Genomic DNA, 23,426 nt, shown 5'->3' on the forward strand with positions numbered 1-23,426 from the left:
ATCAATAGCCTGTGTCAGGTGAAAACTCACGCTAACACAGGCGACGACACATTTCGTTGGTTATTTTCTGTACGCAGAGGCTTACAGGCTTTTCAGCGCCTTGATGGTCTCATCCATGTCGATCTCGTGCTCGGAGAAGGTATGGGTGGTGTTCTGGAAGGTGGTGATGGTCAGCATGCGCAGCGTTTGCATGGCCTGCGCCTGGTCTTCGGACTGCGGGCGAATGCGGTTCATCAGCAGGCCGACTGACAGCACGGTGTTCTCTTTATCCACGTCGGCTTTGACCGGCACTTCCTTGGTGAAGGTATTGAAAGACTTGATGCTGGTGATCTTGATTCTTTCGTTGGCGATGATGATGTATTTGCTGGGCGCCAACACTTTGACCGCATAAGCCGACGGGCCTTTGGTGTTGTTGGTCGGTTCGAAGGTCACCGCCGCGTTTTTCTTAATCAGCTCCGGGTTTTGCACTTTAATCACGTGAAAATAACGATTTTCTCCGTTCTCGTCGGTAATAAAGCCGAAGCCTTTGTCTTCAAAAAAAGTCGTTATCTTGCCGTTCATCGCTATTCTCACAAAAAGGTTCAATACAGCGCTTATGATAGCGCGGAATGCCTTGCAGCGACAGATTGCGCGGGCGGCATTTAGTCATGCGATAACGGCATTTAGCGGCTTCCCAGCGACATGCTATGTTCATGCTGACTTTATTCAATGCGCAAAAAGGAATAGCGATGGGCATCAAACGTCTCAATCACGCCGTGCTGTACGTCAGCGACGTGCGGCAGAGCGCCGACTTTTATCATCAGGTATTGGGCTTCAAGCTGAAGCCGTCCGACAGCCCCGATCGGGCGGTATTTACCCAGGCCGCCGACTCGGACAACGATCACGATTTGGCGTTGTTCAGCAAGAACCTGGGCCAGCAGCGCGCCGGGGTGTTTCGCGCCAACGGCGAGCCGCCGGCGGAGCATGAGCCGCCGGCCGGGCTGTATCATCTGGCCTGGGAAGTGGACAGCCTGGAAGAGCTGGAGCGCATTCGCCATCAGCTGGCCGAACGCGGCATTCTCGGGTTGGAAGAGGATCACGGCGTGCACAAAAGCATTTATGGTCACGACCCGGACGGGCTGCTGTTTGAGGTGACCTGGTTTATTCCCCCGGCGTTGCTGACCGAAGAGGACAAAAACCAGCAGGGGATCCGCCCGCTGGATTTCGCCGCCGAAAAGCGGCGTTTCGCCGGCCTCTAACTTGCTCCTGCGCGGGGCGCATCGGCGCCCCGACGCTCACAGCACTTTGTTGAGGAAGTTGACGGTGCGCGGGTGCTGCGGCTGAGCCAGCACCTGTCTGGCATCGCCCTGCTCGACGATCTGCCCGTCGACCATAAACACCACCCGATCCGCCGCTTCGCGCGCAAAGCCAATTTCATGCGTCACCACTACCAGCGTGACGCCCAGATCCGCCAACCCTTTAATCACGTCCAGCACTTCGCCGACCAGCTCGGGATCGAGCGCGGAGGTCGGCTCATCGAACAGGATCACCTTTGGGTTCAGCGCCAGCGCGCGCGCGATGGCGATGCGCTGCTGTTGGCCGCCGGAGAGGTGGCGCGGGTAGGCGTCCGCCTTGTGGCGCAGCCCGACCGTATCCAGCAGCTCATAGGCCACCGCTTTCGCCCGTTCGCGGGAGTGGATCTTGTGCACCACCGGCGCTTCGATGATGTTTTCCAGCACTGTCAGATGCGGGAACAGGTTGAAGTTTTGGAACACGTAGCCGACGTTGATGCGCTGCCGGAGGATGGCCTTTTCCTTCAGCTCGTACAGCCGGTTGCCCTTGCGGCGATAGCCGACGTAGTCGCCGTCAATGCGGATAAAGCCCTCGTCGACGCGCTCCAGATGGTTGATCGCCCGCAGCAGCGTCGATTTTCCGGAGCCGGAAGGCCCGAGGATCACGGTCACGGTGCCCGGCTGCAGCGTCAGGCTGACGTCGTCCAACGCCTTGTGTTTGCCAAAGAATTTGCTGACGTTGCTGATTTCGATCAGGCCGCGCGCCGGCACCGGGGTGAGGTTGCGTGCCGGCTGTTCGGGCAAGGCGTAATAATCAATGGCTTCAGACATGCGGGTCTCCTAACGTTTTAGCCAGCCGGCCAGTTTCTGCCAGGGCGTCGGCGGCAGTTCGCGCACCGCACCCCGGGCGAAATAGCGTTCGATGTAGTATTGGATCACCGACAGGGCGGTGGTGATGAACAGATACCAGACGGTGGCCACCATCAGCAGCGGTATCACCTGCTGGGTGCGGTTATAGATCACCTGGATGGTGTAAAACAGCTCCGGCAGCGCCAGCACATAAACGATTGAGGTGCCTTTCGCCAGACTGATGATCTCGTTGAATCCGGTCGGAATAATGGATCGCAGCGCCTGCGGCAGAATGATGCGGAAGGTGCGGCGATAGCCCGGCAGGCCCAGCGCCGCCGCCGCTTCGTGCTGGCCGTAATCCACACCCAGGATGCCGCCGCGGATGATCTCGGCGGTATAGGCGGACTGCACCAGCGTCAGACCCAGCACCGCCACGGCGAACTGGCCGAGGATATCGATGGTCGGGTAGCTGGCGAACACCACCGAGGTAAAGGGAATGCCCAGCGAGATGGCATCGTACAGATAGGAAAAGTTATACAGGATGATCAGCACCAGGATCAGCGGCAGCGAGCGAAACAGCCAGATATACCCCCAGGCCAGCGACGCCAGCAGGTAAGAGCGCGACAGCCGCGCCAGCGCCAGCAGGGTGCCGAACAGGATGCTGAACAGCGTGCCGAGCAGCGTCAGCAGTAGGGTCTGTCCCAGCCCCGCCAGCACCGCCGGGGCGAAGAACCACTCGGCGAACACGCCCCATTCCCAGCGCGCGTTGCCCGCCACCGATTGCACGATGGCGGCCAGAATAAACAGCGAAAACAGCGCGCCGATCAGCCGCAGCGGATAGCGGGCGGGCACCACTTTCAAGACTTCTTGTTTGGACATGTCATGTCTCCTGATACAGATAAAGGGGCCTTAGGCGATTTTCCTTTCCGACGCGCAACAACAGGCGTCCTCTGCAATCAGGCTTTTGCGGAACGGCAGGCGGCCATCGTAGGGCGGGCGGCTGTAAACCTCGCTGTCGACGGTGGGATCGAACTGCGGCTGATAACCGTTGCTCAGGTACAGGCCCACCGCTTCGGGCTGGCGAAAGCCGGTGGTCAGATAGAGCCGGCGATAACCCTGCGCCAGCGCCAGCGTTTCCAATTGCTGCAACACCCGTTGCGCCAGGCCCTGGCGGCGCAGATCGCCCCGCGTCCAGATACGCTTCAGCTCGGCGGTTTGCCCGTCATAGCGCTTGAAGGCGCCCATGGCGATCGGCGCACCGGCGCGCAGCAGCACGATGAAGGCGCCCTGCGGCGGCGCGTACAGGTCCAGCGGTTCCGGTTCCTGGTCACCAAAATAGTCGCCGTAGCGCTGACGATATTCGCCGAACAGCCCCTCGATCACCGGGGCGATCAGCGGGTCGGTCGGCAGCGTCTGAATGAAAGTGTCTTGCGTCATCGCGCGCTCCTAATCGCCCAGACCGGGCGGGTTGATTTCCGACTGTGCAAGGCGTTCGACGCTCTCGCCCCAGCGGTTGAGCACCTGATCGTACTGTCCGCTGCGGATCGCGCCGTTCAGCGCTTCATTCACCGCCTGCACCAGCCCGTTGCCTTTACGGGTGGTGACGGCGATGTGCGCCGCCTTGGGCCAACCGCCTTCCACCGTGCCCGCCAGCCGGGTACGGCCATTCAGCGCCGCTTTATAGGCGCCCAGCACGTTGGGCCCGAAATAGGCGTCGGCCCGGCCGGACTGGATCGCCAGCGTGGCGGCCGCATCGTCGGTCACGTAGATCGGCTGGAAGGGTTTGAGCCTCTGCTGCCGATTCTGCTTGTCCCATGCCAGCAAGATGGCTTCCTGGTTGGTGCCGGAGCCGACGATGATCTTTAATCCGGCGATATCGGCAGGCTGTTTGATCGTCGCTATCTTGCCGCCGGTTTTGACATAAAAGCCGAGCGAGTCGATGCGATAGGTAGCGAAGTCGAAGCGGGTTTTGCGCTCTTTGGTGACGGTGACGTTGGTGATGGCCGCGTCATACTTGCCCGAAACCACCCCCAGCGGCCAGTCTTCCCACGAGGTTTGCACCACGTTCAGTTCCAGCCCCAGGCTGTCGGCCACCAACTGCGCGATATCCACTTCGCTGCCGATAAGCCGCCGGTTGTCGGCGGCGAACAGCGCCAGCGGCGGCGTGTTGAGCGCGGCGATCGCGACGGTGAACCGGCCCGGCTTCACGAAGCGGAAATCGGCCGGCAGCTTGGCGATCGCCTGCGGGTTTTTCGGCGCATGGATAGGGGTTTCATTGGCCTGCAAATCGATGCCGGTGCCCGCCTGCGCGGCGCCGGTCAAGCTCAGCAAGGCCGCCACGAGAGCGGCGGTAACGGTTTTCTGCATAGCGGGTATCCCTGAAAACGATCTTATTATTGGGTGAATCTGTTCAACGGACGCTTCAGGCCCAGGTGCTCGCGCAGCGTATCGCCGTGGTACGCCTGGCGGAACAGGCCGCGCCGTTGCAGGACGGGCACCACCCGATCGACGAAGTGCCCGAAGGCGTTGGGCGTACCGCCGCTGATGATGAAGCCGTCGGTGGCTTCGCCGTCGAACCAGCGTTGCAGGCCGTCCGCCACCGCTTCCGGCGTGCCGCTGAACACCGGGCGCGGCGAGGCGGCTTCCAGCGCCACCTGGCGCAGCGTGAGGTTACGCTCGCGGGCGTTGCGCTTGATGGCGTCGGTGGTGCTGCGGAAGCTGTTTTGCCCCAGATCGCCGATGTCCGGGAAGGGCGCGTCCAGCGGATGGCGGGAAAAGTCGTAATGTTCGAAGTAGCGGCCCAGGTAGTTGAGGGCGTTCTCGATGCTGACCAGACGGGCGGTTTCCTGGTACTGGCGCTCGACGTCCGCATCGTCGTCGCCGACGATCACGCTCACGCCCTGGAAGATGCGCAGGTCGTCCGGTTCGCGCCCCTGTTCCACCAGCTGCCGCTTCACGTCCTGGTAGAAATCCTGCGCCTGCTCCAGCGTGTCGTGATGGGTGAAGATCGCATCGGCGTGCTTGGCCGCCAGCCGTTTGCCGTCTTCGGAGGCGCCGGCCTGGAACAGGATCGGGCGGCCCTGCGGCGTGCGGCCGATGTTCAACGGCCCCTGCACCGAGAAGAACTCCCCCTGATGATTGAGGGTGTGCAGTTTCCCGGCGCGGAAAAATTCGCCGCTGGCCTTATTGCGCACGAAGGCATCGTCCTCCCAGGAGTCCCACAGTCCTTTGGCGACGTCGAGAAACTCGCCGGCGATGCGGTAACGCAGGCTGTGCTCCGGGTGTTCGGCGCGCGAGAAGTTTTTGGCCGAACCTTCCAGCGGCGACGTCACCACGTTCCAGCCCGCGCGGCCGTTGCTCAGGTGATCGAGGCTGGCGAACTGGCGGGCGACGGTGAACGGATCGCTGTAGGATGTGGAGAGCGTGCCCACCAGGCCAATTTTGTCGGTGGCGGCGGACAGCGCGGCCAATAAGGTCAACGGCTCGAAACGGTTAAGAAAATGCGGAATGGACTTTTCGTTGATATATAAGCCATCGGCGACGAAGACGAAATCGAATTTCCCCTGTTCGGCTTTTTTCGCCGAGGCGATATTAAATTCGAGGTTGATGCTGGCGTCGGCGGTGGCGTCCGGGTGGCGCCAGGCGGACATATTTCCCGATGCGCCGTGCAGAATGGCGCCCAGCCGTAATTGCCGTTGATTATTCGCGTTGTCGCTCATCGTGATTATCCTGTCATGCGCCGAAAGGCGCGCGGTGTCTGATGCGTCCACTATTGATGAGCGCTGGCGGGATGTAAAACAACAAAACAGCATATTCAAATGTTGAAAACTGCAAATATCACGGCGAGCGAAAATAATAATCCCCGGCGCGGCATCAGCGGCGTCGGGGAAATACTATTTCACGTTATTCAGGCGTTGCTGAGGGCTTTTTTCGCTGCGGGGGTTAATTGCTGCAGCGTGCGCTCCGCCAGCAGCGAAAAATAGTGGGCGGCAGGAAAGAGGGCGCGCTCATCGGGATTGAAACGCGGATGGTGCAGGCCGAATTCGCTGGCGGAGCCGATGCTGACGAACGCGCCCGGCACGTGATGCAGATACAGCGCGAAATCCTCGCCGCCCATCTGCAGCTCCGCCTCTTCGACCCGGTAGCCGGCCTCGGCGGCGACGGTTTTGCTGAACGCCGCCCAATGGGCGTCGTTGATCACCGCCGGCGGCCCCGGCTGCCAGTGGAGTTCGGCCTGCGCGCCGAGCGCGGCGGCAACGCCGTCGATCACCTGGCGAATTTTATCCGGCACCTGGCGGCGCACCGCATCGCTGTGGGTGCGCACCGTGCCTTCCAGCTCGACGGTTTGCGGCAGCACGTTCCAGGTATTGCCGCCTTCGATGCGCGTCACGCTCACCACCAGCGACTCCAGCGAGCTGAAGCTGCGGCTGGGCAGCGTTTGCAGCGCGCCGACGATCTGGCTGGCGGTGACGATGGTATCGACACCCTGTTCCGGTTTGGCGGCGTGGGCGCCTTTGCCGGTAATGCGGATCTGGAAGCGATCGACGTTGGCGTAGAACGGCCCGGCGCGGGTGGCGAAGGTGCCGGTGGGCAGCTCCGGCGCATTGTGCAGGCCAAATATCGCCGCGACGTTATCCAGCGCGCCGGCGTCGATCAGGTGTCGGGCGCCGTTGAAGGTCTCTTCCGCCGGCTGGAAGAAGATGCGCACCGTACCCGCCAGTTCGGCTTCACGCGCTTTGAGCAGGTGTGCGGCGCCGAGCATCACCGAGGTGTGAAAGTCGTGCCCGCAGGCGTGCATCACGCCGCTGTTTTGCGAACTGAAGGGCACGTCGGCGATTTCGTCGATCGGCAGGGCGTCGATGTCGCCGCGCAGCGCGATGATCGGCCCCTGGCCGCTGCCGATCTCCGCCACGACGCCGGTTTTCAGCGCCAACGGCAGAAGGCGAATGCCCGCCTCTTGCAGCCAGCGGGTCAGGCGGGCGGTGGTGGCGAATTCATGATTGGAAAGCTCCGGGTTTTGGTGCAGTTCACGCCGATAGGCGATGATCTTGTCTGCCAACTGGCTGGTCATAGGCTTGGCTCACAGTGGGAAATAAACCCTAACCCTAGTGCAGGGGCCGCCGAAGCAAAAAGACCATCTGGTTATATTTCATAGCGATTGTGTCTGCACGGCGCGTCAACGATGGGGGGAAGGGGCAGGTTTAGGCGTTCGCGCGTTGTTCGCCGGCGCAGGGAGAGGATTGACCTGGAACGGTAACTTACTGCAACCGGTGTCATTCATTTACACCGGACAACACGGATTTTTTCACTCTTTATCGGATTTCTGTGATCGCGGTGGTGGACAAAATCCTGCCTGCTTGCTGTACTGTAATCGACACAGGTTTTGTGTCTTTCATTCACGTTAAAGGTAAGTTTGATGTCTAAGATTAAAGGTAGCGTTAAGTGGTTTAATGAATCCAAGGGCTTCGGTTTCATTACTCCGGAAGATGGTAGCAAGGACGTTTTCGTTCACTTCTCTGCCATCGTTAGCAACGGTTTCAAAACGCTTGCTGAAGGCCAGCGTGTAGAATTTGAAATCACGAACGGTGCCAAAGGCCCATCTGCCGCTAACGTTACTGCTATCTAAGCTGCGTAGCTGAATTTCTTAAAACCCGCTCATTGAGCGGGTTTTTTATTGGGCGCGTTATGCGTCGCTGCGGCGGGCCAACAGGCTGAACAGCAGGATGGCGATGGCGTAGCAGCCGACGATGGTCAGCGCCATCGACAGGCCCGAGGTGCCGCCCAGCCCGGTGAGCGGCACGGCGCAGGCGCCGAGCGCGAACATGCACACGCCGATCAAGGCCGACGCGCTGCCGGCTTTGTCCCCCTGGCTTTGCATCGCCAGCGACGAGGCGGTCGGGCCGACGATGCCGATCACCGCCACCGAGAAGAACAGCGGCACCAGCAACACGACCAACGGCGCATGCAGCGCGGCGGCCAACAACAGCAACAGCGATGCGACGGCCGCCAGCGTTAACCCGCCCCTCAACACCCGGCGTTCCCCCCAACGTGAACTGAGACGGCTGGCCAGCTGCGCCGCAATGATCAGCCCGACGCCGTTAATGGCGAAGCACAGGCTGAACATCTGCGGGCTGAGGCCGTAGATCTGCTGCAAGACGAAAGGCGAAGCGCCGATATAGGCGAACATGCCGGCCATTACGAAGCCCTGCGTCAGGCACAGGCCCATGAAATAGCGCTGGGTCAGCAACCCGCCGAGCGACATCAGCATCGCCAGAATGCCGCCCTGGCTGCGGCGCTCGACCGGCAGGGATTCGCGCAGCTTCAGCGCCGACAGGCTGAACAGCAGCACGGCGATGGCCGCCAGCACGCCGAAGATGCCGCGCCAGTTCATCACCTGCAGCATGACGCCGCCCAGCACCGGCGCGACGATCGGCGCCAGGCCGTTAACCAGCATCAGCAGGGCGAAGAAACGGGTCAGCTCGTGGCCGGCGTACAGATCGCGAGCAATGGCGCGGGAAATCACCGCCCCGCCGGCGCCGGCGATGCCCTGGAGCAGGCGGGCGATCAGCAGTTGGTCAATGGTGGGCGCCAGCGCGCACCACAGCGAAGCGCCGAGCAGCAGGATCAGCGACAGCAGCAGCGGGCGCATACGGCCCAGTTTGTCGCTGTAAGGGCCAAAAATCAGCTGGCCGACGCCCAGGCCGAGCAGCCCGGCGGTCAGGCTGAGCTGCGCGGCGGCGGTGGAGGTATTCAGCTCGCCCGCCATTTCCGGCAGGGCGGGCAGATAGAGATCGGTGCACAGCGGCCCCAGCGCGGCCAACAGGCCAAGCACGACGGCGTACACCAGACGTTGTCTGGCTAAGTGTTTGGTCATGGGAGATTAAGATTTCCTGAACAGGTGAGAAATGGCCTGCTGATACAGATCGCGCAGCAGGGACGCATCGGCTTTTTGCGTGGTAAGAATACGGTAACCGGTGCCTTCGCTCATGACGGCGATAAACTCCACCCGCGCGGCGATCTCTTCCGCGCTGAAATCGGGATACAGCCGCTGCAGGTTGTGGCACACGTGGCGAAACAGCCGCGCCTCCGCATCGCTGAGCAGTTTGGCCACCACCGGGTTGCGCGTGGCCTCGGCGGTCACTTCCAGCATCAGCATGTGATCGGTTTCGCTCTCGCCCGGTTGCTGAAACAGCGTGCGCGCCGCCAGCGTGCCGGCGATCAGGTTGATGTGATCGCCAAGGTTTTCCAGGCGCTGCATCTTGCTGGTGATGATGCGATTGACGATCTCTTCGATAATCGCGTCTTTATTGGCGAAATAGCGATAGATTTGCCCGACGCTGAGCTGCGAGCCCTGGGCAATCTCCGCCATGCTGGCGGCATGGAAGCCGTGGCGGCGGAAGCTGGTTTTCGCCGCTTCGACGATCTGATCGCGGCGCGCCTGCACTTTGGCCTGTTTACTGTCGTTGGGGGAGAGCATCTGCCCGATCCTTTGCTGCGCGTGAGCCGGGTTCACAATTTTGGGTGTGAACGTTCATTCTCAATTGTAGTGTAACGGATGGGGAGGACGCAAGATGAACGCGCGTTGCGGGGAAAAGGTGTTTAGGCGAACAGGTAGGCGTTGATAAAGGCGGCGACGATCAGCACGCACAGCGCAACGGCGATCGCTTCGGCGGTGGTTTTCGGCAGGCTAAACATAGCGATTTCTCATCCAGTCAGGAGTTCTGGATGAGATTATGCGCATGCAAGATTAAGGAAACATTAAGGGCTTAGCGCCCGTTGACCCACATCACCAGCATGAAGGCCAGCAGCGTCATCGCCAGCGAGCCGGCCAGATTAAGCAACATGTTGGCCAATGCCCAGCCGAAGCGGCCGTCCTGCATCAGATACACCACCTCCAGCGAAAAGGTGGAGAAGGTGGTCAGGCCGCCGCAGAAGCCGGTGGTGATCAGCAGTTTCCAGGTGGGATCCAGGTGTGTCATGCGGGTGAAAATCGCCATCGCCAGACCGATGATAAAACCGCCGATCAGATTGACCATCAGCGTCCCTAGCGGAATGTGGGCGTTCAGCGGATTCATTTTCATGCTTACCGCCCAGCGCAAAACGCTGCCGACGCCGCCGCCGATAAAGACGGCCAGTAAAGAACTCAACATGGGGCAACTCCCTTTCAAACAGAGAAATTCACGGGCTCGGAAAGGGACAGGCGTAACGCTACGCGCCTCTCTCCGAGAGGTTACGTAGACATCATCAGCCTGTGAAGGCGGTTAGGGAGGAATGTCATCTCCAGCGTGCCGCACGGCCTTTTTCACCGTACCCGATGGATGTTACACCTAACGCCGTCTATTTTGTAGTATCGACCCCCTGCGAGGTAAAACCGATGGAAATCAGAGCGGCGCGTCTGGGCGACCGGCACGCTATCGCCGAATTGATGACGGCGTTGGGCTATCCCGGCACCGAGGCGTTTCTGACGCAGCGCATGCAGCAACTGTTGGCGCACCCGGACGAGGCGCTGCTGGTGGCGGCGGACGGGGCGCAAGTGCTGGGCGTGTTGTCGCTGCATTTCCTGCCGCAGCTGGCGTTGGCCGGCGACATTGGCCGCATCAGCTATTTTTGCGTCGACGATCGGGCGCGCGGCGCGGGCGTGGGGCGGCGGTTGTTGGCGGAGGGAGAGGCGTTGGCGCACCGTCGCGGCTGCGATCGGTTGGAGGTTCATTGCCACAGTCGCCGCGAGCGGGCCCATGCGTTTTACCTGCGCGAAGGCTTTGTTGAAGCGCCGAAGTATTTTGCCAAGTTATTAAGTCAGTAAGTTACTCCCCTGGCGGCACTGCCGTTTCCAGCCGGTTGCGGCCGTTTTGCTTCGCCCGATAGAGCGCGCTGTCGGCCGCTTTCAGCCAGTCCAGATAGCCGCCCAACGCGGGGTGGTAGTTGGCGATGCCGGCGCTGATCTGCAGCCGCAGTTGCGGCGCCTCTTTGAAGCTGACCGCATCCAGCCGCTGCTGGATGCGTCGCAGGACGATTTCCGCCTGCTCGGCGTTGGTGTTCGGCAGCACCGCGCCAAACTCGTCGCCGCCGTAGCGCCCGACGATATCCACGTTACGCAAGCCGATCAGCAGCTCTTCCGCCAGCGCCGCCAGAGCCTCATCCCCCAAAGCATGGCCGAAGATGTCGTTGATGGTTTTGAAGCGGTCGATATCCATCAGGATCAGCGTGGCCTTATCCTGGTAGCGACGGCAACTGTCGAACTGACGATGCAGCAGATGCTCCCAGTGGCGACGGTTGTATAAGCCGGTCAGCCCATCGCGGGTGCTGATGCGCTGCAGCTCCTGTTTCTTTTCCGCCAGCCGCTTGGCGGTGCGGTAAGTCACCAGCCCGAGCAGCGTCGGGTAAAGGTAGATCATCGGCAGGCACAGATAGACCTGCAACGGCGTGCTGTACGGGTGAAACGGGAAGCCGAGCAGCGCGGCGGTGAACGCCGCCGTGGCCAGTTGCATGGCCAATCCTTTTACAAACAGCGTTTTGCCGGCTGAAGCGATGTTATTCATGCTCATCATCGACAGGATGACGATGGCGGGCAGCGCGTTGAACGCCATCATCGCCGCCCAGAAGCCGCCGAAAGCGGAGTCGATCAACAGGTTGCGAATTTCGGCTTTGAACGGATCTTTGGCGCGGCGGGCCAGGCGGTAGGCGAGATGCGGCCAGAGAAAGCCGTGAAAGGCCAGCAATAGCCAGACCGCCGCGGGCGGAGCCAGGGGGTAGAGCGCGGCGCAGACGCAGATAAAGCCGAGCCCCAGACCGACGGCGCGGGGCAGGTAGGTGCGTTTGGCGAAGCTGAGGCCGGATTTTCGGGCATCGAAAATGGGTGGGGCAATATACATCCGGCATCTCCCTGATGAGTATCATGGCAGCGTATCATGCGGGTGATAAACTAAGAATAGTCTGGGATTCACGTCCAGAGGCCCTGTGGCATTACTGCGACCGATCTCACTCTGTTACATGTTGCGGTTGTGCGAGCCGAAGGAAAGTCGCTAAATATTCGCAGGCAAGGTCAGTTTTTCTCGCTGTTCACGCAGCGCTCTATGATAAGAAGGTGAGTATGGAAGGTATCAGCATTACCAAACTTCTGGTGATTGCGGTGTTGGTGATTTTACTGTTCGGCACCAGCAAACTGCGTACGCTCGGCGCCGATCTTGGCGCGGCGCTGAAAGGCTTTAAAAAAGCCGTGGGCGATGACAGCACGCCGCCGGCCGCCGGCAACAACGCCGCCGAAAGCCAGTCCGCTCAGCAGAGCGTCGAAAAGAAAGACGTTTAACCCCGTCTGACTGCGCGCAATAAAAAACGGATGCCTTGCGGACATCCGTTTTTTGGCGTTTCCGCCGTCTATAGCGTAACAAACTATTACGCGTTATTTCACTTCCATCCCTTTGGCCTGCAGATCGGCGTGGTAAGACGAACGCACGAACGGGCCGCAGGCGGCGTGGGTGAAGCCCATCGCCATCGCTTCTTCTTTCATCTCGTCAAACTCGGCAGGGCTGACGTAGCGCTGCACCGGCAGGTGGTGACGGCTCGGCTGCAGGTACTGACCCAGCGTCAGCATGGTCACGCCGTGGCGACGCAGATCGCGCATCACTTCAATGATTTCCGCGTTGGTTTCGCCCAGGCCGACCATCAGGCCGGATTTGGTCGGGATATCCGGGTGCGCTTCTTTAAAGCGCTCCAGCAGCTTCAGCGACCATTCGTAGTTGGCGCCCGGACGCACCTGGCGGTAGACGCGCGGCACGTTTTCCAGGTTGTGGTTGAATACGTCCGGCGGCGTGGCGGTGAGGATCTCCAGCGCGCGGTCCATACGGCCGCGGAAGTCCGGCACCAGCGTTTCAATTTTGATGTTCGGGCTTTTGGCGCGGATGGCGGAGATGCAGTCGGCAAAGTGCTGAGCGCCGCCGTCGCGCAGATCGTCGCGGTCAACCGAGGTGATCACCACGTAACGCAGCGCCATGTCGGCGATGGTTTGCGCCAGCTTTTCCGGCTCGTTGGCGTCCGGCGCGATCGGGCGGCCGTGGGCCACGTCGCAGAACGGGCAGCGGCGGGTGCAGATGGCGCCGAGGATCATAAAGGTGGCGGTACCGTGGTTGAAACACTCGGACAGGTTAGGGCACGAGGCTTCCTCACAGACGGAGTGCAGGCCGTTCTTGCGCATCGCGGCTTTGATGCCCTGAATGCGCGTTGAGTCGGCAGGCAGTTTGATCTTCATCCACTCGGGTTTACGCAACAGCTCCTGCCGTTCGGTGACCACCGTTTTGACCGGGATCAGCGCCATTTTGTCAGCATCGCGGTATTTGACGCCGCGTTCCATCTGAATTGGTTTACTCATAATCGTGCAGGTTCCAGTTACGAAGCTCGACCGTCTGGTAGCCGAGTAAATGAACAAATTCCTGTACCAGGATTGGGTGTATGTCTTCAATGCCAACGCCGGGCGCCAGCGCGCTGACCTGCGTCATCTGCATACCGGCGTAACCGCAAGGGTTGATGCGTTGGAAGGGGCTGAGATCCATCGCCACATTCAGGGCCAGGCCGTGGAATGAGCTGCCTTTGCGGATCCGCAAACCCAACGAACAGATTTTCTGCTCCCCCACGTACACGCCGGGCGCATCCGGACGGGCGCGCGATGCGAGGCGGAAGTGGGCGAGAGTGTTGATAACCGTATCTTCTATCGCCGTGACCAATTGACGTACGCCGACCTTGTTGCGTTTCAGATCGACCATCACGTACATCACCTGCTGACCCGGCCCGTGGTAGGTCACCTGGCCGCCGCGATCGCTCTGGACAACCGGGATGTCGCCGGGCATCAGCACATGTTCGGCTTTGCCGGCCTGACCCTGGGTGAACACCGGGTGATGCTGCACCAGCCACAGCTCGTCCGGCGTGGTCTCGGTACGACTGTCGGTGAAGTTATGCATGGCTTGGGATACAGGCGCGTAGGGCTGCAACCCCAGCTGACGCAAAATGATCTTGTCTGGTTGCAAAAGAGTCATCGTCAGGTTACAGAAGTGGTAAAGCCATTATACCGGGCGCTCCGGCCTGCGACCAGCCTTTCGCTGACCAAAAATGCGCAACCCGGGAAGACGCTGCGCCATCCCGGGTTGATAAGCAGGGGTTTATGCTGGAATTACAGCACCATGCGAACAATTTCAATGTTGCCCAACTCTTCGTACAGGGTTTCGACCTGCTCGATGTGAGTGGCATTGATGGTGATGGAGACGGAGTGGTAGTTGCCTTTGCTGCTTGGCTTGACCTGCGGGTTGTAATCGCCCGGCGCATGGCGCTGCACCACTTCAACCACCTGGTCAACCAGCTCAGGCTGCGCCAGGCCCATTACCTTGTAGGTAAACGAGCAAGGGAATTCGAGCAGTTCGTTCAGTTTAGTTTTTTGCATGTGCGTGCGCTCCAGAGTGCTAGCTAATCTATAAAGTATAACTCCCGCCGGGGCGGGAGTTAGTGTTATTCACTATATGGGGACGATTTCGCCCGTTTCAACCGTTAACCGAACCAGTGGTGGAACATCAGTTTGATGTAGTCCACGATGCGGCTGAAGAAACCGCCTTCTTTCACTTCGTTCATCACCACCAGCGGACGCTGGTCGATGGTTTTGCCGTCCAGCTGGAAGTTGATGCTGCCCACCACCTGGTTTTTCGCCAGCGGCGCGTGAATTTCCGGGGTGTTCAGCACGTAGCTGGCCTTCAGATCTTTCATGCGGCCGCGCGGGATGGTCAGGTAGACGTCTTTGTCCACGCCCAGCTCAACGCGGTCGGCATCGCCGAACCAGACCGGCTCGGAGGCGAACTCTTTACCGACTTTCAGCGGCGCCACGGTTTCAAAGAAGCGGAAGCCCCAGGTCAGCAGTTTCTTGCTCTCGGCTTCGCGGCCTTTGTAGGTGCGGCCGCCCATTACGGCGGAGATCAGACGCATCTGGCCTTCGGTCGCCGAAGCCACCAGGTTGTAACCCGCCGCATCGGTGTGGCCGGTTTTGATGCCGTCGACGTTCAGGCTGTTATCCCACAGCAGACCGTTGCGGTTCATCTGGCGGATGTTGTTGAAGGTGAACTCTTTTTCTTTGTAAATCGCGTACTCTTCCGGCACGTCGCGGATCAGCGCCTGGCCGATCAGCGCCATGTCGCGCGCCGAGCTGTACTGGCCCTGGGCATCCAGGCCGTGTACCGTCTGGAAGTGGGTGTTCTGCAGGCCCAGCTTGCTGACGTAGGTGTTCATCAGGTTGACGAACGCGTCCTGGCTGCCGGCGACGTAGTCGGCCATCGCCACGCAGGCGTCGTTACCGGACTGCAGGTTGATGCCGCGGGTCAGTTTGGAGACCGGCACGCGATCGCCCGGCTTCAGGAACATCAGCGAGGAGCCTTTGAACACCGGGTTGCCGGTCGCCCAGGCGTCCTGGCCGACGGTCACCAGATCGTCCTGGCCGATTTTGCCCGCTTTCAGCGCCTGGCCGATGACGTAGCTGGTCATCATTTTGGTCAGGCTGGCCGGATCGCGACGCGCATCGGCGTTCATCTCGGCCAGCACCTTGCCGGAGTTGTAATCAATCAGGATGTACGCTTCCGCATCGATCTGCGGGACACCTGGGATCATGGTTTTGATGTTAACGTCATCGGCGTGCGCAACGGAGGCTGCGCTCATTGCGATAACGGTGCCGAGGGCGATGCTTTTGATTAAGCGAAAAGAAGTTACTTGTTTCATGATCGGGACTACAACATCCGTGAAAGTAAAGTTAAAAAACGAGCCACACTATAGCAGATGCGATCCCGGCAGGCATTACCCATTCATCTGACTAATTGCGGTTAGTGCCCTTTTAGCTGCAAGAAAATGTTTCAGCTAAATAACCGCTTATCGGCCGTGAATGCCCGCCGGGCTTAACGCTCAGGGTGCAGCAGTAACGAAAGACTGTTGTTGCGCTTCGCTCGCCAGGCGTTGCTGCAGCTGGGCCGCCTGTTGACGGCTGCTGAACGGGCCAAGCTGGACGCGGTAAACGTTGCCGTTAGCCGCCACTTTGCCCGGGACGCCAAACTGTTGGCTCAGGCTCTGTTGCCAGCTCTGGGCGCGTTCGGCGCTGCTCAGCGCGCCGACCTGCACCACGTAGCCGCCGGAAGAAGCGGCAGCAGCCGTGCCGACAGCCGCCGCGCCGGCCGCGACCGGTGCGGCTACCGTGGCGGCTTCAGGTTCGGAACCTTCCAGCACCCCGGCCGGCACCGCGCTCGGCGCGCCGAGGAAACCGCTGCGGCCGTTGGCGGCATTGCCGCCGGCAGCTGGGGCGCTGTTGTCGTCGGTGCGCAGAGTGCTGTTATCGATCGGGCGCACCGCCGCGCCGCTGGCGATCGGCGCCTCCTGTTGAATAGGGGTGCCCATGCCGCTGGAGCCGAGATCCGGGCGCGCCGGCAGGGCGTAGCTCTGTTTCGCCACGATGGTGCCGATGGTGCCGGGGCCGCTCAGCGTGCCGTCCGGCGCCACGTTGATGAAATCTACCTTGACCTTGGTGTTGTTGGACAGGTTGAGGCGGTCGGCGGCGGCTTTCGACAGATCGATGATGCGGCCCTTGGTGTATGGCCCGCGATCGTTGACGCGCACCACCAGCTGACGGCCGTTGGCCAGGTTAGTGACGCGCACATAGCTTGGGATTGGCAGGGTCGGATGCGCCGCCGTCAGGCCGTTGGGGTCAAACTGCTCGCCCAGCGCCGTGGTGTTGCCGTTGGCCTCTTCGCCATACCAGGCCGCCAGGCCGGTCTGCGAGAAGTTCTGCGGATCTTTTACGATGCGGTAAGTATCGCCATTAACCTTATAATCCTGCATGTTATTAGGGTTATAGGGTTCATATTGAGGCTCGACGCCGCCGATTTCCACCACCGGGCCTTTGTACGGCTGCGGAGGGGCTTGCTGTTCCGTGGTCGGGGCGGTACAGGCGGAGAGCAACACCGCCGCGACGCCGATCCAAAGCCATTCCTTACGCATTACTCACCTCTTATAAACTTTTAGACAGCATTTTCCGATGCGTGTGGATCGACATGATGATGCCGAAACCGGCCATCAACACTATCAGTGCCGAACCCCCGTAACTGACCAGAGGCAAAGGTACGCCAACTACCGGCAAAATGCCACTGACCATACCGATGTTAACAAAGACATAAACGAACAAAATCAGCATCAAGCCGCCGACCATGACGCGGCCAAAGGTGGTTTGCGCCTTGGCGGCGATCATCAGCCCGCGGATGATCACCAGCAGGTAAAGCGCCAGCAGCACCAGCACCCCGATCAGCCCCAGCTCTTCGGCCAGGACGGCGAAGATAAAGTCGGTATGGCGCTCCGGCAGAAACTCCAGCTGTGACTGGGTGCCGTGCAGCCAGCCCTTGCCGGACAGGCCGCCGGAGCCGATGGCGATCTTGGATTGAATGATGTGATAACCGGCGCCGAGCGGGTCGCTCTCCGGATCGAGCAGCATCATGACGCGGTCGCGCTGATAGCCGTGCATCAGGAAGAACCACAGCACCGGGATGAAGGCCGCCAGCGCGACGGCGGCGACGGCGATCAGCTTCCAGCTCATGCCGGACAGGAACAGTACGAACAGGCCGGAAGCGGCGATCAGGATCGAGGTGCCCAGATCCGGCTGCGCGGCCACCAGCAGCGTCGGCAGGAAGATCAGCACCAGCGCGATGGCGGTGTTTTTCAGCGAAGGCGGGCAGACGTCGCGGTTCATAAAGCGCGCCACCATCAGCGGCACGGCGATCTTGGCGATTTCCGACGGCTGGAAGCGCACTACGCCGAGATCCAACCAGCGCTGCGCGCCTTTACTGATCTGGCCGAAGGCGTCCACCAGGATCAGCAAAATCACGCAGAAAATATACAGATAGGGCGCCCAGCTTTCGTACACGCGCGGCGGGATCTGCGCCATGACGGCCATCACGATCAGCCCCATGACGATCTGCCCGATCTTGCGCTCCATCATGCCGATGTCCTGGCCGCTGGCGCTCCACATCACGAAGGCGCTGTAGACCAACAGGGCCAGGATCAGCAGCAGGAACGTCGGGTCGATGTGGATTTTGGTCCAGATCGAGCCTTTTTGTTGGCTTTCAGTCATGTTCTACCTTAGTCACCTTCTACGCCAGGCGGCAGCGGGGCCTCGCTTGGCAATTGCGTATTGTTGTCGCCCAGCAGAATGTGGTCGAGGATCTGGCGGGTGATGGTCCCCACCGCCGGACCGGAGCCGCCGTTTTCCAGAATGATGGCGACCGACACCGTCGGGTTGTTGAACGGTGCGAAGGCGGTCATCAGTTTGTGATCGCGCAGGTGCTCCGCCAGTTTGTGGGCGTTGTAGGTTTCATAGCCGAATACCTGTGCGGTACCCGATTTCGCCGCGGCTTTATAAGGTGCGTCCGCAAAGTATTTGCGCGCCGTCCCGTTCGGACGGTTGGCCACACCGTACATGCCGTCTTTGGCAATTTCCCAGAAGCCGGAGTGAATATCGCCGATCTGCGTGTTTTCTTCCTGTTTGAACGGCACCAGCGCGCCGTTGATGCGGGTGCTCTGCAGCAGGTGCGGCGTTTTGACGGTGCCGTCGTTGATCAGGGTGTTCAGCGCCTTGGCCATCTGGATCGGCGTCGCGGTCCAGTAACCCTGGCCGATGCCTACCGGAATGGTGTCGCCCTGATACCACGGTTTTTTATAGCGTTTCTGCTTCCATTCGCGCGTCGGCATCAGGCCGGAGCGCTCTTCGGACAGATCGATGCCGGTGTACTGGCCGTAACCGAATTTGGTCAGCCAGGTCGACAGCCGATCGATCCCCATGTCATAAGCGACCTGGTAGAAATAGGTATCTGCGGACTCTTCCAGCGCCTTGGTGACATTCAGGCGGCCGTGGCCCCATTTCTTCCAGTCGCGAAAGCGTTTTTCCGAGCCGGGCAATTGCCACCAGCCGGGATCGAACACCACGGTGTTTTTGGTGATCACCCCGGCGCTCAGCGCCGACACCGCGATATAAGGCTTCACCGTCGAGGCGGGCGGGTAGACCCCCTGGGTGGCGCGGTTGATCAGCGGGCGATTCGGATCGTTCAGCAACCCCTGATAGTCCTTGCTGGAAATGCCGTCGACGAACAGGTTCGGATCGTAGCTCGGGTTGGAGACCATCGCCAGGATGGCGCCGGTGCGCGGATCGCTCACCACCACCGCGGCGCGGCTGCCGACCAACAGCTGTTCGATATAGCGCTGCAGGTTAAGATCGAGCGTCAGGTAGACGTCCTGACCGGCGGAAGGCGGCTGTTCGTGCAATTGGCGGATCACCCGGCCGCGGTTGTTGACCTCGACCTCTTCATAGCCGGTTTTGCCGTGCAGCGTGTCTTCGTAATAGCGTTCGATGCCCAGCTTGCCGATATCGTGGGTGGCGGCGTAGTTGGCCAGTTTGCCGTCTTTGTCCAGCCGCTCGACGTCGCGGTCGTTGATCTTCGACACGTAGCCGGTGACGTGGGTGAGGGCGGAGCCGTAGGGGTAGTAGCGGCGCTGGTAGCCTTTCACTTCCACACCCGGGAAGCGGAACTGATTGACCGCAAAACGGGCGACTTGCACCTCGGTCAGCGCGGTTTTCACCGGAATGGAGACGAAACGGCGCGAGCGCTTGCGCTCTTTTTCGAAATTGGTGATGTCGTCATCGGTCAAGTCGACCACCGGGCGCAGCGCCTGCAGCGTGGCTTTGAGATCGTCGACCTTTTCCGGCATCAGTTCCAGCTGATAAATGGTGCGGTTGAGCGCCAGCGGAGTGCCGTTGCGATCGTAGATAATGCCGCGGCTGGGCGCGATGGGCACCAGCTTGATGCGGTTTTCGTTGGAGCGGGTGCGGTAATCCTCGACGCGGACCACTTGCAGATTATACAGGTTGGCGATCAGGATGCCGGACAGCACCAGGATGACCAAGAACGCCACCAGGGCGCGGCGTACAAACAGGGCGGATTCAGCCGTATAGTCGCGAAAAGGGTTACGTTCTATTTTCATCCCGCTGCTTTATTTCACTCTGTCACGGTCACCACCGGCTATTCCCGGTGGTAAGGATGATTTGTAGTAATACTCCAGGCGCGGTAGAGGCTTTCGGCCACCAGGACGCGCACCAAAGGATGCGGCAGTGTCAACGGAGAAAGCGACCAACTCTGCTCGGCAGCGGCTTTGCAGGCGGGCGCCAGCCCTTCCGGGCCGCCGATCAGCAAGCTGACGTTGCGGCCATCCTGCTTCCAGCGCTCAAGCTGCTGCGCCAGCTGCGGCGTTTCCCACGGCGTGCCTGGGATATCCAGCGTAACGATGCGGTTGCCTTTGCCCACCGCCGCCAGCATTTGTTCGCCTTCCTTGTCCAGAATGCGTTTGATGTCGGCGTTTTTGCCGCGTTTGCCGGCCGGGATCTCGGTCAGCTCAAACGGCATATCTTTGGGAAAGCGGTGCAGGTAATCCATAAAGCCGGTTTGCACCCAGTCTGGCATTTTGGTGCCGACCGCCACCAATTGCAGTTTCACCGCTTAGCTCCAGAGTTTTTCCAGCTCGTACAGGCGACGGCTTTCTTCCTGCATCACGTGCACGATCACTTCGCCCAGATCGACCACGATCCAGTCGGAGGCTTCCTGACCTTTCATGCCAAACAGCTCCATGCCTGCGGCGCGGGATTCCTGCACCACGTGGCTGGCGATCGACATCACGTGGCGAGTCGACGTACCGGTGCAGATGATCATGCAATCGGTGATGCTGGATTTGCCCTGTACGTCCAGAGCGACAATGTCTTGGCCTTTGAGGTCATCGATTTTATCAATGACGAAATCTTGGAGCGCTTTACCTTGCAAAGGTTCCCCCTCGGGTATGTTCTGTTCAGTCGGCTGCGGCGGGCAAAATGCGCGCGCCGCGGCGTAACCGGATAAAGGTTTCGGCAGGCTGCCGCTGAAAGCCAGCTAACTGGTGACTGCCCGGCCAGCTAAGGTTTCCGGGGTTTTCAGCGGATACCTGAAAAATAGCGGCGCAGTATATCACGCACCTTTCGCTAGCGATATAAACCCTGCAACTCGATATAGCGCTGCACCGGGCGCGGCAGCAGATCGTCGCAGTTGAGGCCCTGATGGCGGCGCTGGCGGATCTCGGTGGCGGAAATTTCCAGCTCCGGCGTATCGGCCAGATAGATATGGCCGTGCGGGCGGCGGCTGAGCAGCGCCGGGTCGGCGGTGCGATGACGTTCCAGCCACTGCTGCAGTTCCGGCGTGTCCATGCGATCGTTATAGCCCGGGCGCGCCAACACCAGCAGATGGCAGACGTCCAACAGCGCCTGCCAGCGATGCCATTTATGCAGCGTCAGCAGCGAGTCCTGGCCAATAATAAACGCCAGCGGCTGGGCGGCGCCACGCTCTTTACGAATCGTTTCCAACGTCTCGATGGTGTAGGAGGGGGTGGTGCGATGCAGTTCGCGATCGTCGACCGCGAACAGCGGATTGCCGGCGATCGCCAGCTCGACCATCTTCAAGCGCTGCTGTGCGTTGGCCTCGGGCTGCGGGCGGTGCGGCGGCACGTGGTTAGGCAGCAGCGTAACGCGATTCAGGCCCACTTCTGCGGCCAGCGCCTCCACCGGCCGCAGATGGCCGTAGTGGATCGGATCAAAGGTGCCGCCAAACAGTGCGTGCAATACGGTGGGGTGTTCCGGATTAGTGGGCATCGGTAAAACTCGTGGCCAGGGGTTTGCCGCACAGCAGCATCGACAGGGTTTCCAGTTCCGGCCAGACTGACTGGCCATAGTCCTGCTTGAGGGTCAGCTCGATTTGCGTCAGCAGCTGTATCGCTTGCTGCAGCTGGGCGCCGGACAGGCGTTGCAGCGCCTGAGTGACCAGCGGGCGGCGGTTCTGCCAGACCTTGTGCTGATCGAACAGCGTGCGCAGCGGCGCGGACGCCATGCGGCGCTGCAGCGTCAGCAACAGCAGCAGTTCGCGCTGCAGGGTGCGCAACAGGATCACCGGCTCGACATCCTCTTGCTGCAGCTGCTGTAAAATATGCCAGGCGCGCTTGCTCTTGCCGGCCAGCAAGGCGTCCAGCCAGTGGAACGGCGTGAAGTGGGCGGCGTCGTTCACCGCCTGCTCGACGCGCGGCAGGGTGAGCTTGCCGTCCGGGTGCAGCAGCGACAGCCGCTCCAGCGCCTGCGACAGCGCCAGCAGGTTGCCTTCGTAGCAGTAGCACAACAGCTGATTGGCCGCGTCGTCCAACTCCAGCTTCATCGCCTTGGCGCGCGTGGCGACCCAGCGCGGCAGCTGTGCCTGCTCCGGCGTCTGGCAACTGACGAGGGCGCCGTGCGGGCTGAGCGCCTTGAACCAGGCGCTGTTTTCCTGCGCTTTGGTGAGGCGCGGGCCGCGCAGGATCAGCAGAATATCCTCGTGCAGCAGGGTGGCGAGCTTGGTCAGCTGTTCACCGATCGGCGCCGTCGGGCCGTTTTCCGGGAAAATCAGCAGCAGCGTCTGGCGGCTGGCGAACAGGCTCATCGCCTGGCAGATGCCGAAGATGGCGTCCCAGTCGGTGTGGGCGTCGAGGGAAATGCTGTAGTGCTCGCTGAACTGCTGCTGTTGCGCGGTCTGCCGGAGCAGATCCTGGCTTTCCTGCAGCAGCAGCGGTTCATTGCCGCTCAATAAATAACAAGCGCGCAGCCCCTCTCGGAGCTGCGCGGCAAGTTGTTCCGGATAAATGCGGATCATTGTGCGGTTTGGCTTGCCGCTCGTTCGCCGACGGCAGCGGCTTTCTGCCGGTTTTCTTCTTCCGCCGCGTGCACGGTCAGCAGTTTGCGCACCAGCTGTTGCGCCGCCTGCTCACGCATTTCCTGGCGAATGATCTCCTGCTCGGAGTCTTTGGCCAGCGCGGTCAGCGGGTTGTCGAAGAACGAACGGAACACTTTCACCGACAGCGGATACAGGTCGTGCCCCGGGATCAGCACCTGGGCCTGCACGGTCAGCACCAGCTGATACTCGGCGGTTTTACCGTCCTGGAAGATCGAGGCGGTATCCTGGCTTTCCGTCGCGCCGACGATGCGCAGAGAAGGCACGTCTTTACGCTTCGGATCGCTGACGATGGTCACGGCGTTCAAACGCAGTTGCTCACGCACCGCGCGCGTCAATGGCCCGTAAGGATCCGAACTGTCCAGGATCAGCGTTTTCATTTCATTAGGCACCTGCGTGGTGCCACGCAGGTGAAAACCGCAGCCGGCGGTGACCAGCACCGCCAACCCCAGCAACAGCGTCAGAATACGTTGTCGCACAA

At 60.7% G+C, this 23,426-nt stretch carries 27 protein-coding genes and 1 riboswitch; of the genes, 4 read left to right on the forward strand and 23 right to left on the reverse strand.

Annotation, left to right across the window (positions count from 1 at the left end; all coding sequences use genetic code 11):
• Positions 1-81: 81 nt before the first annotated feature.
• Positions 82-561: a cold-shock protein gene (locus tag ACP3TA_RS11325; RefSeq protein WP_004940042.1), complete on the reverse strand. Its 480-nt coding sequence runs from the start codon at positions 559-561 to the stop codon at positions 82-84.
• Positions 562-728: 167 nt separating this feature from the next.
• Here ACP3TA_RS11325 and ACP3TA_RS11330 point away from each other — a divergent pair, with 167 nt between their 5' ends.
• Positions 729-1,238, forward strand: coding sequence for a VOC family protein (locus ACP3TA_RS11330; RefSeq protein WP_015376923.1), 510 nt, complete (start codon positions 729-731; stop codon positions 1,236-1,238).
• Positions 1,239-1,274: 36 nt separating this feature from the next.
• On the opposite strand, the gene ACP3TA_RS11335 is transcribed toward ACP3TA_RS11330, so the two are convergent.
• The 6 genes from ACP3TA_RS11335 to ACP3TA_RS11360 form a co-directional block, all read right to left on the reverse strand.
• Entirely contained in the window at positions 1,275-2,102 is an 828-nt protein-coding gene (locus ACP3TA_RS11335; RefSeq protein ID WP_015376924.1) for an amino acid ABC transporter ATP-binding protein, read from the reverse strand.
• 9 nt (positions 2,103-2,111) lie between these two features.
• Positions 2,112-2,999, reverse strand: a complete 888-nt coding sequence (locus ACP3TA_RS11340; RefSeq protein ID WP_004940038.1) for an amino acid ABC transporter permease — start codon at positions 2,997-2,999, stop codon at positions 2,112-2,114.
• 30 nt (positions 3,000-3,029) lie between these two features.
• On the reverse strand, positions 3,030-3,557 hold the full coding sequence (locus ACP3TA_RS11345; protein ID WP_016928789.1) for a GNAT family N-acetyltransferase: 528 nt from the start codon (positions 3,555-3,557) through the stop codon (positions 3,030-3,032).
• A gap of 9 nt (positions 3,558-3,566) precedes the next feature.
• A complete protein-coding gene (locus ACP3TA_RS11350) occupies positions 3,567-4,487 on the reverse strand; it encodes an ABC transporter substrate-binding protein (protein WP_426784602.1) in 921 nt (306 codons plus the stop codon).
• A gap of 26 nt (positions 4,488-4,513) precedes the next feature.
• Complete coding sequence (locus tag ACP3TA_RS11355; protein ID WP_198772112.1) at positions 4,514-5,839, reverse strand: LLM class flavin-dependent oxidoreductase; 1,326 nt, start codon at positions 5,837-5,839, stop codon at positions 4,514-4,516.
• Between the two features lie 188 nt (positions 5,840-6,027).
• The gene (locus ACP3TA_RS11360) at positions 6,028-7,191 is read right to left on the reverse strand and encodes a M20 peptidase aminoacylase family protein (RefSeq protein WP_033651144.1); all 1,164 of its coding nucleotides are present in this window, start codon (positions 7,189-7,191) and stop codon (positions 6,028-6,030) included.
• 345 nt (positions 7,192-7,536) lie between these two features.
• Between ACP3TA_RS11360 and cspE the strand changes: the two genes are divergently transcribed.
• A complete protein-coding gene (gene cspE / locus ACP3TA_RS11365) occupies positions 7,537-7,746 on the forward strand; it encodes a transcription antiterminator/RNA stability regulator CspE (protein WP_004940030.1) in 210 nt (69 codons plus the stop codon).
• Positions 7,747-7,803: 57 nt separating this feature from the next.
• Here the strand turns inward: cspE and ACP3TA_RS11370 are convergent, their stop codons facing one another.
• From ACP3TA_RS11370 to crcB, 3 genes are all read right to left on the reverse strand, one after another.
• Positions 7,804-8,994 (reverse strand): multidrug effflux MFS transporter, encoded by a 1,191-nt coding sequence (locus ACP3TA_RS11370; protein ID WP_033642154.1) that lies wholly within the window; start codon positions 8,992-8,994, stop codon positions 7,804-7,806.
• A gap of 6 nt (positions 8,995-9,000) precedes the next feature.
• Positions 9,001-9,597, reverse strand: a complete 597-nt coding sequence (locus ACP3TA_RS11375; protein ID WP_033642155.1) for a TetR/AcrR family transcriptional regulator — start codon at positions 9,595-9,597, stop codon at positions 9,001-9,003.
• 289 nt (positions 9,598-9,886) lie between these two features.
• Positions 9,887-10,270 carry a fluoride efflux transporter CrcB gene (gene crcB / locus ACP3TA_RS11380; protein WP_004940022.1) on the reverse strand — a complete coding sequence of 128 codons (384 nt, stop codon included), beginning with the start codon at positions 10,268-10,270 and terminating at the stop codon, positions 9,887-9,889.
• A gap of 78 nt (positions 10,271-10,348) precedes the next feature.
• A riboswitch (Fluoride riboswitch) is annotated at positions 10,349-10,411 on the reverse strand.
• Positions 10,412-10,494: 83 nt separating this feature from the next.
• Between crcB and ACP3TA_RS11385 the strand changes: the two genes are divergently transcribed.
• Positions 10,495-10,923, forward strand: coding sequence for a GNAT family N-acetyltransferase (locus tag ACP3TA_RS11385; RefSeq protein WP_033651145.1), 429 nt, complete (start codon positions 10,495-10,497; stop codon positions 10,921-10,923).
• A gap of 1 nt (position 10,924) precedes the next feature.
• On the opposite strand, the gene ACP3TA_RS11390 is transcribed toward ACP3TA_RS11385, so the two are convergent.
• Entirely contained in the window at positions 10,925-11,992 is a 1,068-nt protein-coding gene (locus ACP3TA_RS11390) for a diguanylate cyclase (protein WP_426784603.1), read from the reverse strand.
• A 218-nt stretch (positions 11,993-12,210) separates the two neighbouring features.
• Between ACP3TA_RS11390 and tatA the strand changes: the two genes are divergently transcribed.
• Complete coding sequence (gene tatA / locus ACP3TA_RS11395; protein WP_004940019.1) at positions 12,211-12,426, forward strand: Sec-independent protein translocase subunit TatA; 216 nt, start codon at positions 12,211-12,213, stop codon at positions 12,424-12,426.
• A 93-nt stretch (positions 12,427-12,519) separates the two neighbouring features.
• On the opposite strand, the gene lipA is transcribed toward tatA, so the two are convergent.
• The 12 genes from lipA to lptE form a co-directional block, all read right to left on the reverse strand.
• On the reverse strand, positions 12,520-13,485 hold the full coding sequence (gene lipA / locus ACP3TA_RS11400; protein ID WP_004940018.1) for a lipoyl synthase: 966 nt from the start codon (positions 13,483-13,485) through the stop codon (positions 12,520-12,522).
• On the reverse strand, positions 13,478-14,146 hold the full coding sequence (gene lipB / locus ACP3TA_RS11405; RefSeq protein ID WP_015376934.1) for a lipoyl(octanoyl) transferase LipB: 669 nt from the start codon (positions 14,144-14,146) through the stop codon (positions 13,478-13,480). The genes lipA and lipB overlap by 8 nt, the downstream gene beginning before the upstream one ends.
• Before the next feature lie 134 nt (positions 14,147-14,280).
• Positions 14,281-14,547 (reverse strand): DUF493 family protein YbeD, encoded by a 267-nt coding sequence (gene ybeD, locus ACP3TA_RS11410; RefSeq protein ID WP_004940012.1) that lies wholly within the window; start codon positions 14,545-14,547, stop codon positions 14,281-14,283.
• A gap of 104 nt (positions 14,548-14,651) precedes the next feature.
• Entirely contained in the window at positions 14,652-15,863 is a 1,212-nt protein-coding gene (dacA, locus tag ACP3TA_RS11415) for a D-alanyl-D-alanine carboxypeptidase DacA (protein ID WP_004940010.1), read from the reverse strand.
• Positions 15,864-16,043: 180 nt separating this feature from the next.
• On the reverse strand, positions 16,044-17,129 hold the full coding sequence (gene rlpA, locus ACP3TA_RS11420; RefSeq protein ID WP_426784604.1) for an endolytic peptidoglycan transglycosylase RlpA: 1,086 nt from the start codon (positions 17,127-17,129) through the stop codon (positions 16,044-16,046).
• A gap of 10 nt (positions 17,130-17,139) precedes the next feature.
• Complete coding sequence (mrdB, locus tag ACP3TA_RS11425) at positions 17,140-18,252, reverse strand: peptidoglycan glycosyltransferase MrdB (RefSeq protein WP_004940006.1); 1,113 nt, start codon at positions 18,250-18,252, stop codon at positions 17,140-17,142.
• 8 nt (positions 18,253-18,260) lie between these two features.
• On the reverse strand, positions 18,261-20,156 hold the full coding sequence (gene mrdA, locus ACP3TA_RS11430; RefSeq protein WP_033642160.1) for a peptidoglycan DD-transpeptidase MrdA: 1,896 nt from the start codon (positions 20,154-20,156) through the stop codon (positions 18,261-18,263).
• A 38-nt stretch (positions 20,157-20,194) separates the two neighbouring features.
• Positions 20,195-20,665: a 23S rRNA (pseudouridine(1915)-N(3))-methyltransferase RlmH gene (rlmH, locus tag ACP3TA_RS11435; RefSeq protein WP_004940002.1), complete on the reverse strand. Its 471-nt coding sequence runs from the start codon at positions 20,663-20,665 to the stop codon at positions 20,195-20,197.
• Positions 20,666-20,668: 3 nt separating this feature from the next.
• Positions 20,669-20,986: a ribosome silencing factor gene (rsfS, locus tag ACP3TA_RS11440; RefSeq protein WP_004940001.1), complete on the reverse strand. Its 318-nt coding sequence runs from the start codon at positions 20,984-20,986 to the stop codon at positions 20,669-20,671.
• A gap of 194 nt (positions 20,987-21,180) precedes the next feature.
• Positions 21,181-21,843 carry a nicotinate-nucleotide adenylyltransferase gene (gene nadD, locus ACP3TA_RS11445; protein WP_015376938.1) on the reverse strand — a complete coding sequence of 221 codons (663 nt, stop codon included), beginning with the start codon at positions 21,841-21,843 and terminating at the stop codon, positions 21,181-21,183.
• A complete protein-coding gene (gene holA, locus ACP3TA_RS11450) occupies positions 21,833-22,867 on the reverse strand; it encodes a DNA polymerase III subunit delta (protein ID WP_426784605.1) in 1,035 nt (344 codons plus the stop codon). The genes nadD and holA overlap by 11 nt, the downstream gene beginning before the upstream one ends.
• Positions 22,864-23,424 carry an LPS assembly lipoprotein LptE gene (lptE, locus tag ACP3TA_RS11455; RefSeq protein ID WP_033633932.1) on the reverse strand — a complete coding sequence of 187 codons (561 nt, stop codon included), beginning with the start codon at positions 23,422-23,424 and terminating at the stop codon, positions 22,864-22,866. Before lptE ends, holA begins: the two co-directional genes overlap by 4 nt.
• Positions 23,425-23,426: the final 2 nt, after the last annotated feature.

Source organism: Serratia sp. 2C06 (assembly GCF_050037615.1).
Classification (GTDB): domain Bacteria; phylum Pseudomonadota; class Gammaproteobacteria; order Enterobacterales; family Enterobacteriaceae; genus Serratia; species Serratia ureilytica.

Bases quoted from the DNA above. Each gene is read 5' to 3' on its own strand.
- mrdB (WP_004940006.1), bottom strand. From the start codon at position 18,252: ATGACTGAAAGCCAACAAAAAGGCTCGATCTGGACCAAAATCCACATC.
- cspE (WP_004940030.1), top strand. From the start codon at position 7,537: ATGTCTAAGATTAAAGGTAGCGTTAAGTGGTTTAATGAATCCAAGGGC.
- ACP3TA_RS11370 (WP_033642154.1), bottom strand. From the start codon at position 8,994: ATGACCAAACACTTAGCCAGACAACGTCTGGTGTACGCCGTCGTGCTT.
- ACP3TA_RS11350 (WP_426784602.1), bottom strand. From the start codon at position 4,487: ATGCAGAAAACCGTTACCGCCGCTCTCGTGGCGGCCTTGCTGAGCTTG.
- tatA (WP_004940019.1), top strand. From the start codon at position 12,211: ATGGAAGGTATCAGCATTACCAAACTTCTGGTGATTGCGGTGTTGGTG.
- dacA (WP_004940010.1), bottom strand. From the start codon at position 15,863: ATGAAACAAGTAACTTCTTTTCGCTTAATCAAAAGCATCGCCCTCGGC.
- holA (WP_426784605.1), bottom strand. From the start codon at position 22,867: ATGATCCGCATTTATCCGGAACAACTTGCCGCGCAGCTCCGAGAGGGG.
- ACP3TA_RS11360 (WP_033651144.1), bottom strand. From the start codon at position 7,191: ATGACCAGCCAGTTGGCAGACAAGATCATCGCCTATCGGCGTGAACTG.
- ACP3TA_RS11390 (WP_426784603.1), bottom strand. From the start codon at position 11,992: ATGTATATTGCCCCACCCATTTTCGATGCCCGAAAATCCGGCCTCAGC.
- ACP3TA_RS11355 (WP_198772112.1), bottom strand. From the start codon at position 5,839: ATGAGCGACAACGCGAATAATCAACGGCAATTACGGCTGGGCGCCATT.
- nadD (WP_015376938.1), bottom strand. From the start codon at position 21,843: ATGCCCACTAATCCGGAACACCCCACCGTATTGCACGCACTGTTTGGC.
- ACP3TA_RS11330 (WP_015376923.1), top strand. From the start codon at position 729: ATGGGCATCAAACGTCTCAATCACGCCGTGCTGTACGTCAGCGACGTG.
- crcB (WP_004940022.1), bottom strand. From the start codon at position 10,270: ATGTTGAGTTCTTTACTGGCCGTCTTTATCGGCGGCGGCGTCGGCAGC.
- ACP3TA_RS11385 (WP_033651145.1), top strand. From the start codon at position 10,495: ATGGAAATCAGAGCGGCGCGTCTGGGCGACCGGCACGCTATCGCCGAA.
- ACP3TA_RS11375 (WP_033642155.1), bottom strand. From the start codon at position 9,597: ATGCTCTCCCCCAACGACAGTAAACAGGCCAAAGTGCAGGCGCGCCGC.
- lipA (WP_004940018.1), bottom strand. From the start codon at position 13,485: ATGAGTAAACCAATTCAGATGGAACGCGGCGTCAAATACCGCGATGCT.
- ACP3TA_RS11340 (WP_004940038.1), bottom strand. From the start codon at position 2,999: ATGTCCAAACAAGAAGTCTTGAAAGTGGTGCCCGCCCGCTATCCGCTG.
- ACP3TA_RS11335 (WP_015376924.1), bottom strand. From the start codon at position 2,102: ATGTCTGAAGCCATTGATTATTACGCCTTGCCCGAACAGCCGGCACGC.
- ACP3TA_RS11345 (WP_016928789.1), bottom strand. From the start codon at position 3,557: ATGACGCAAGACACTTTCATTCAGACGCTGCCGACCGACCCGCTGATC.
- ACP3TA_RS11325 (WP_004940042.1), bottom strand. From the start codon at position 561: ATGAACGGCAAGATAACGACTTTTTTTGAAGACAAAGGCTTCGGCTTT.
- mrdA (WP_033642160.1), bottom strand. From the start codon at position 20,156: ATGAAAATAGAACGTAACCCTTTTCGCGACTATACGGCTGAATCCGCC.
- ybeD (WP_004940012.1), bottom strand. From the start codon at position 14,547: ATGCAAAAAACTAAACTGAACGAACTGCTCGAATTCCCTTGCTCGTTT.
- lipB (WP_015376934.1), bottom strand. From the start codon at position 14,146: ATGACTCTTTTGCAACCAGACAAGATCATTTTGCGTCAGCTGGGGTTG.
- rlpA (WP_426784604.1), bottom strand. From the start codon at position 17,129: ATGCGTAAGGAATGGCTTTGGATCGGCGTCGCGGCGGTGTTGCTCTCC.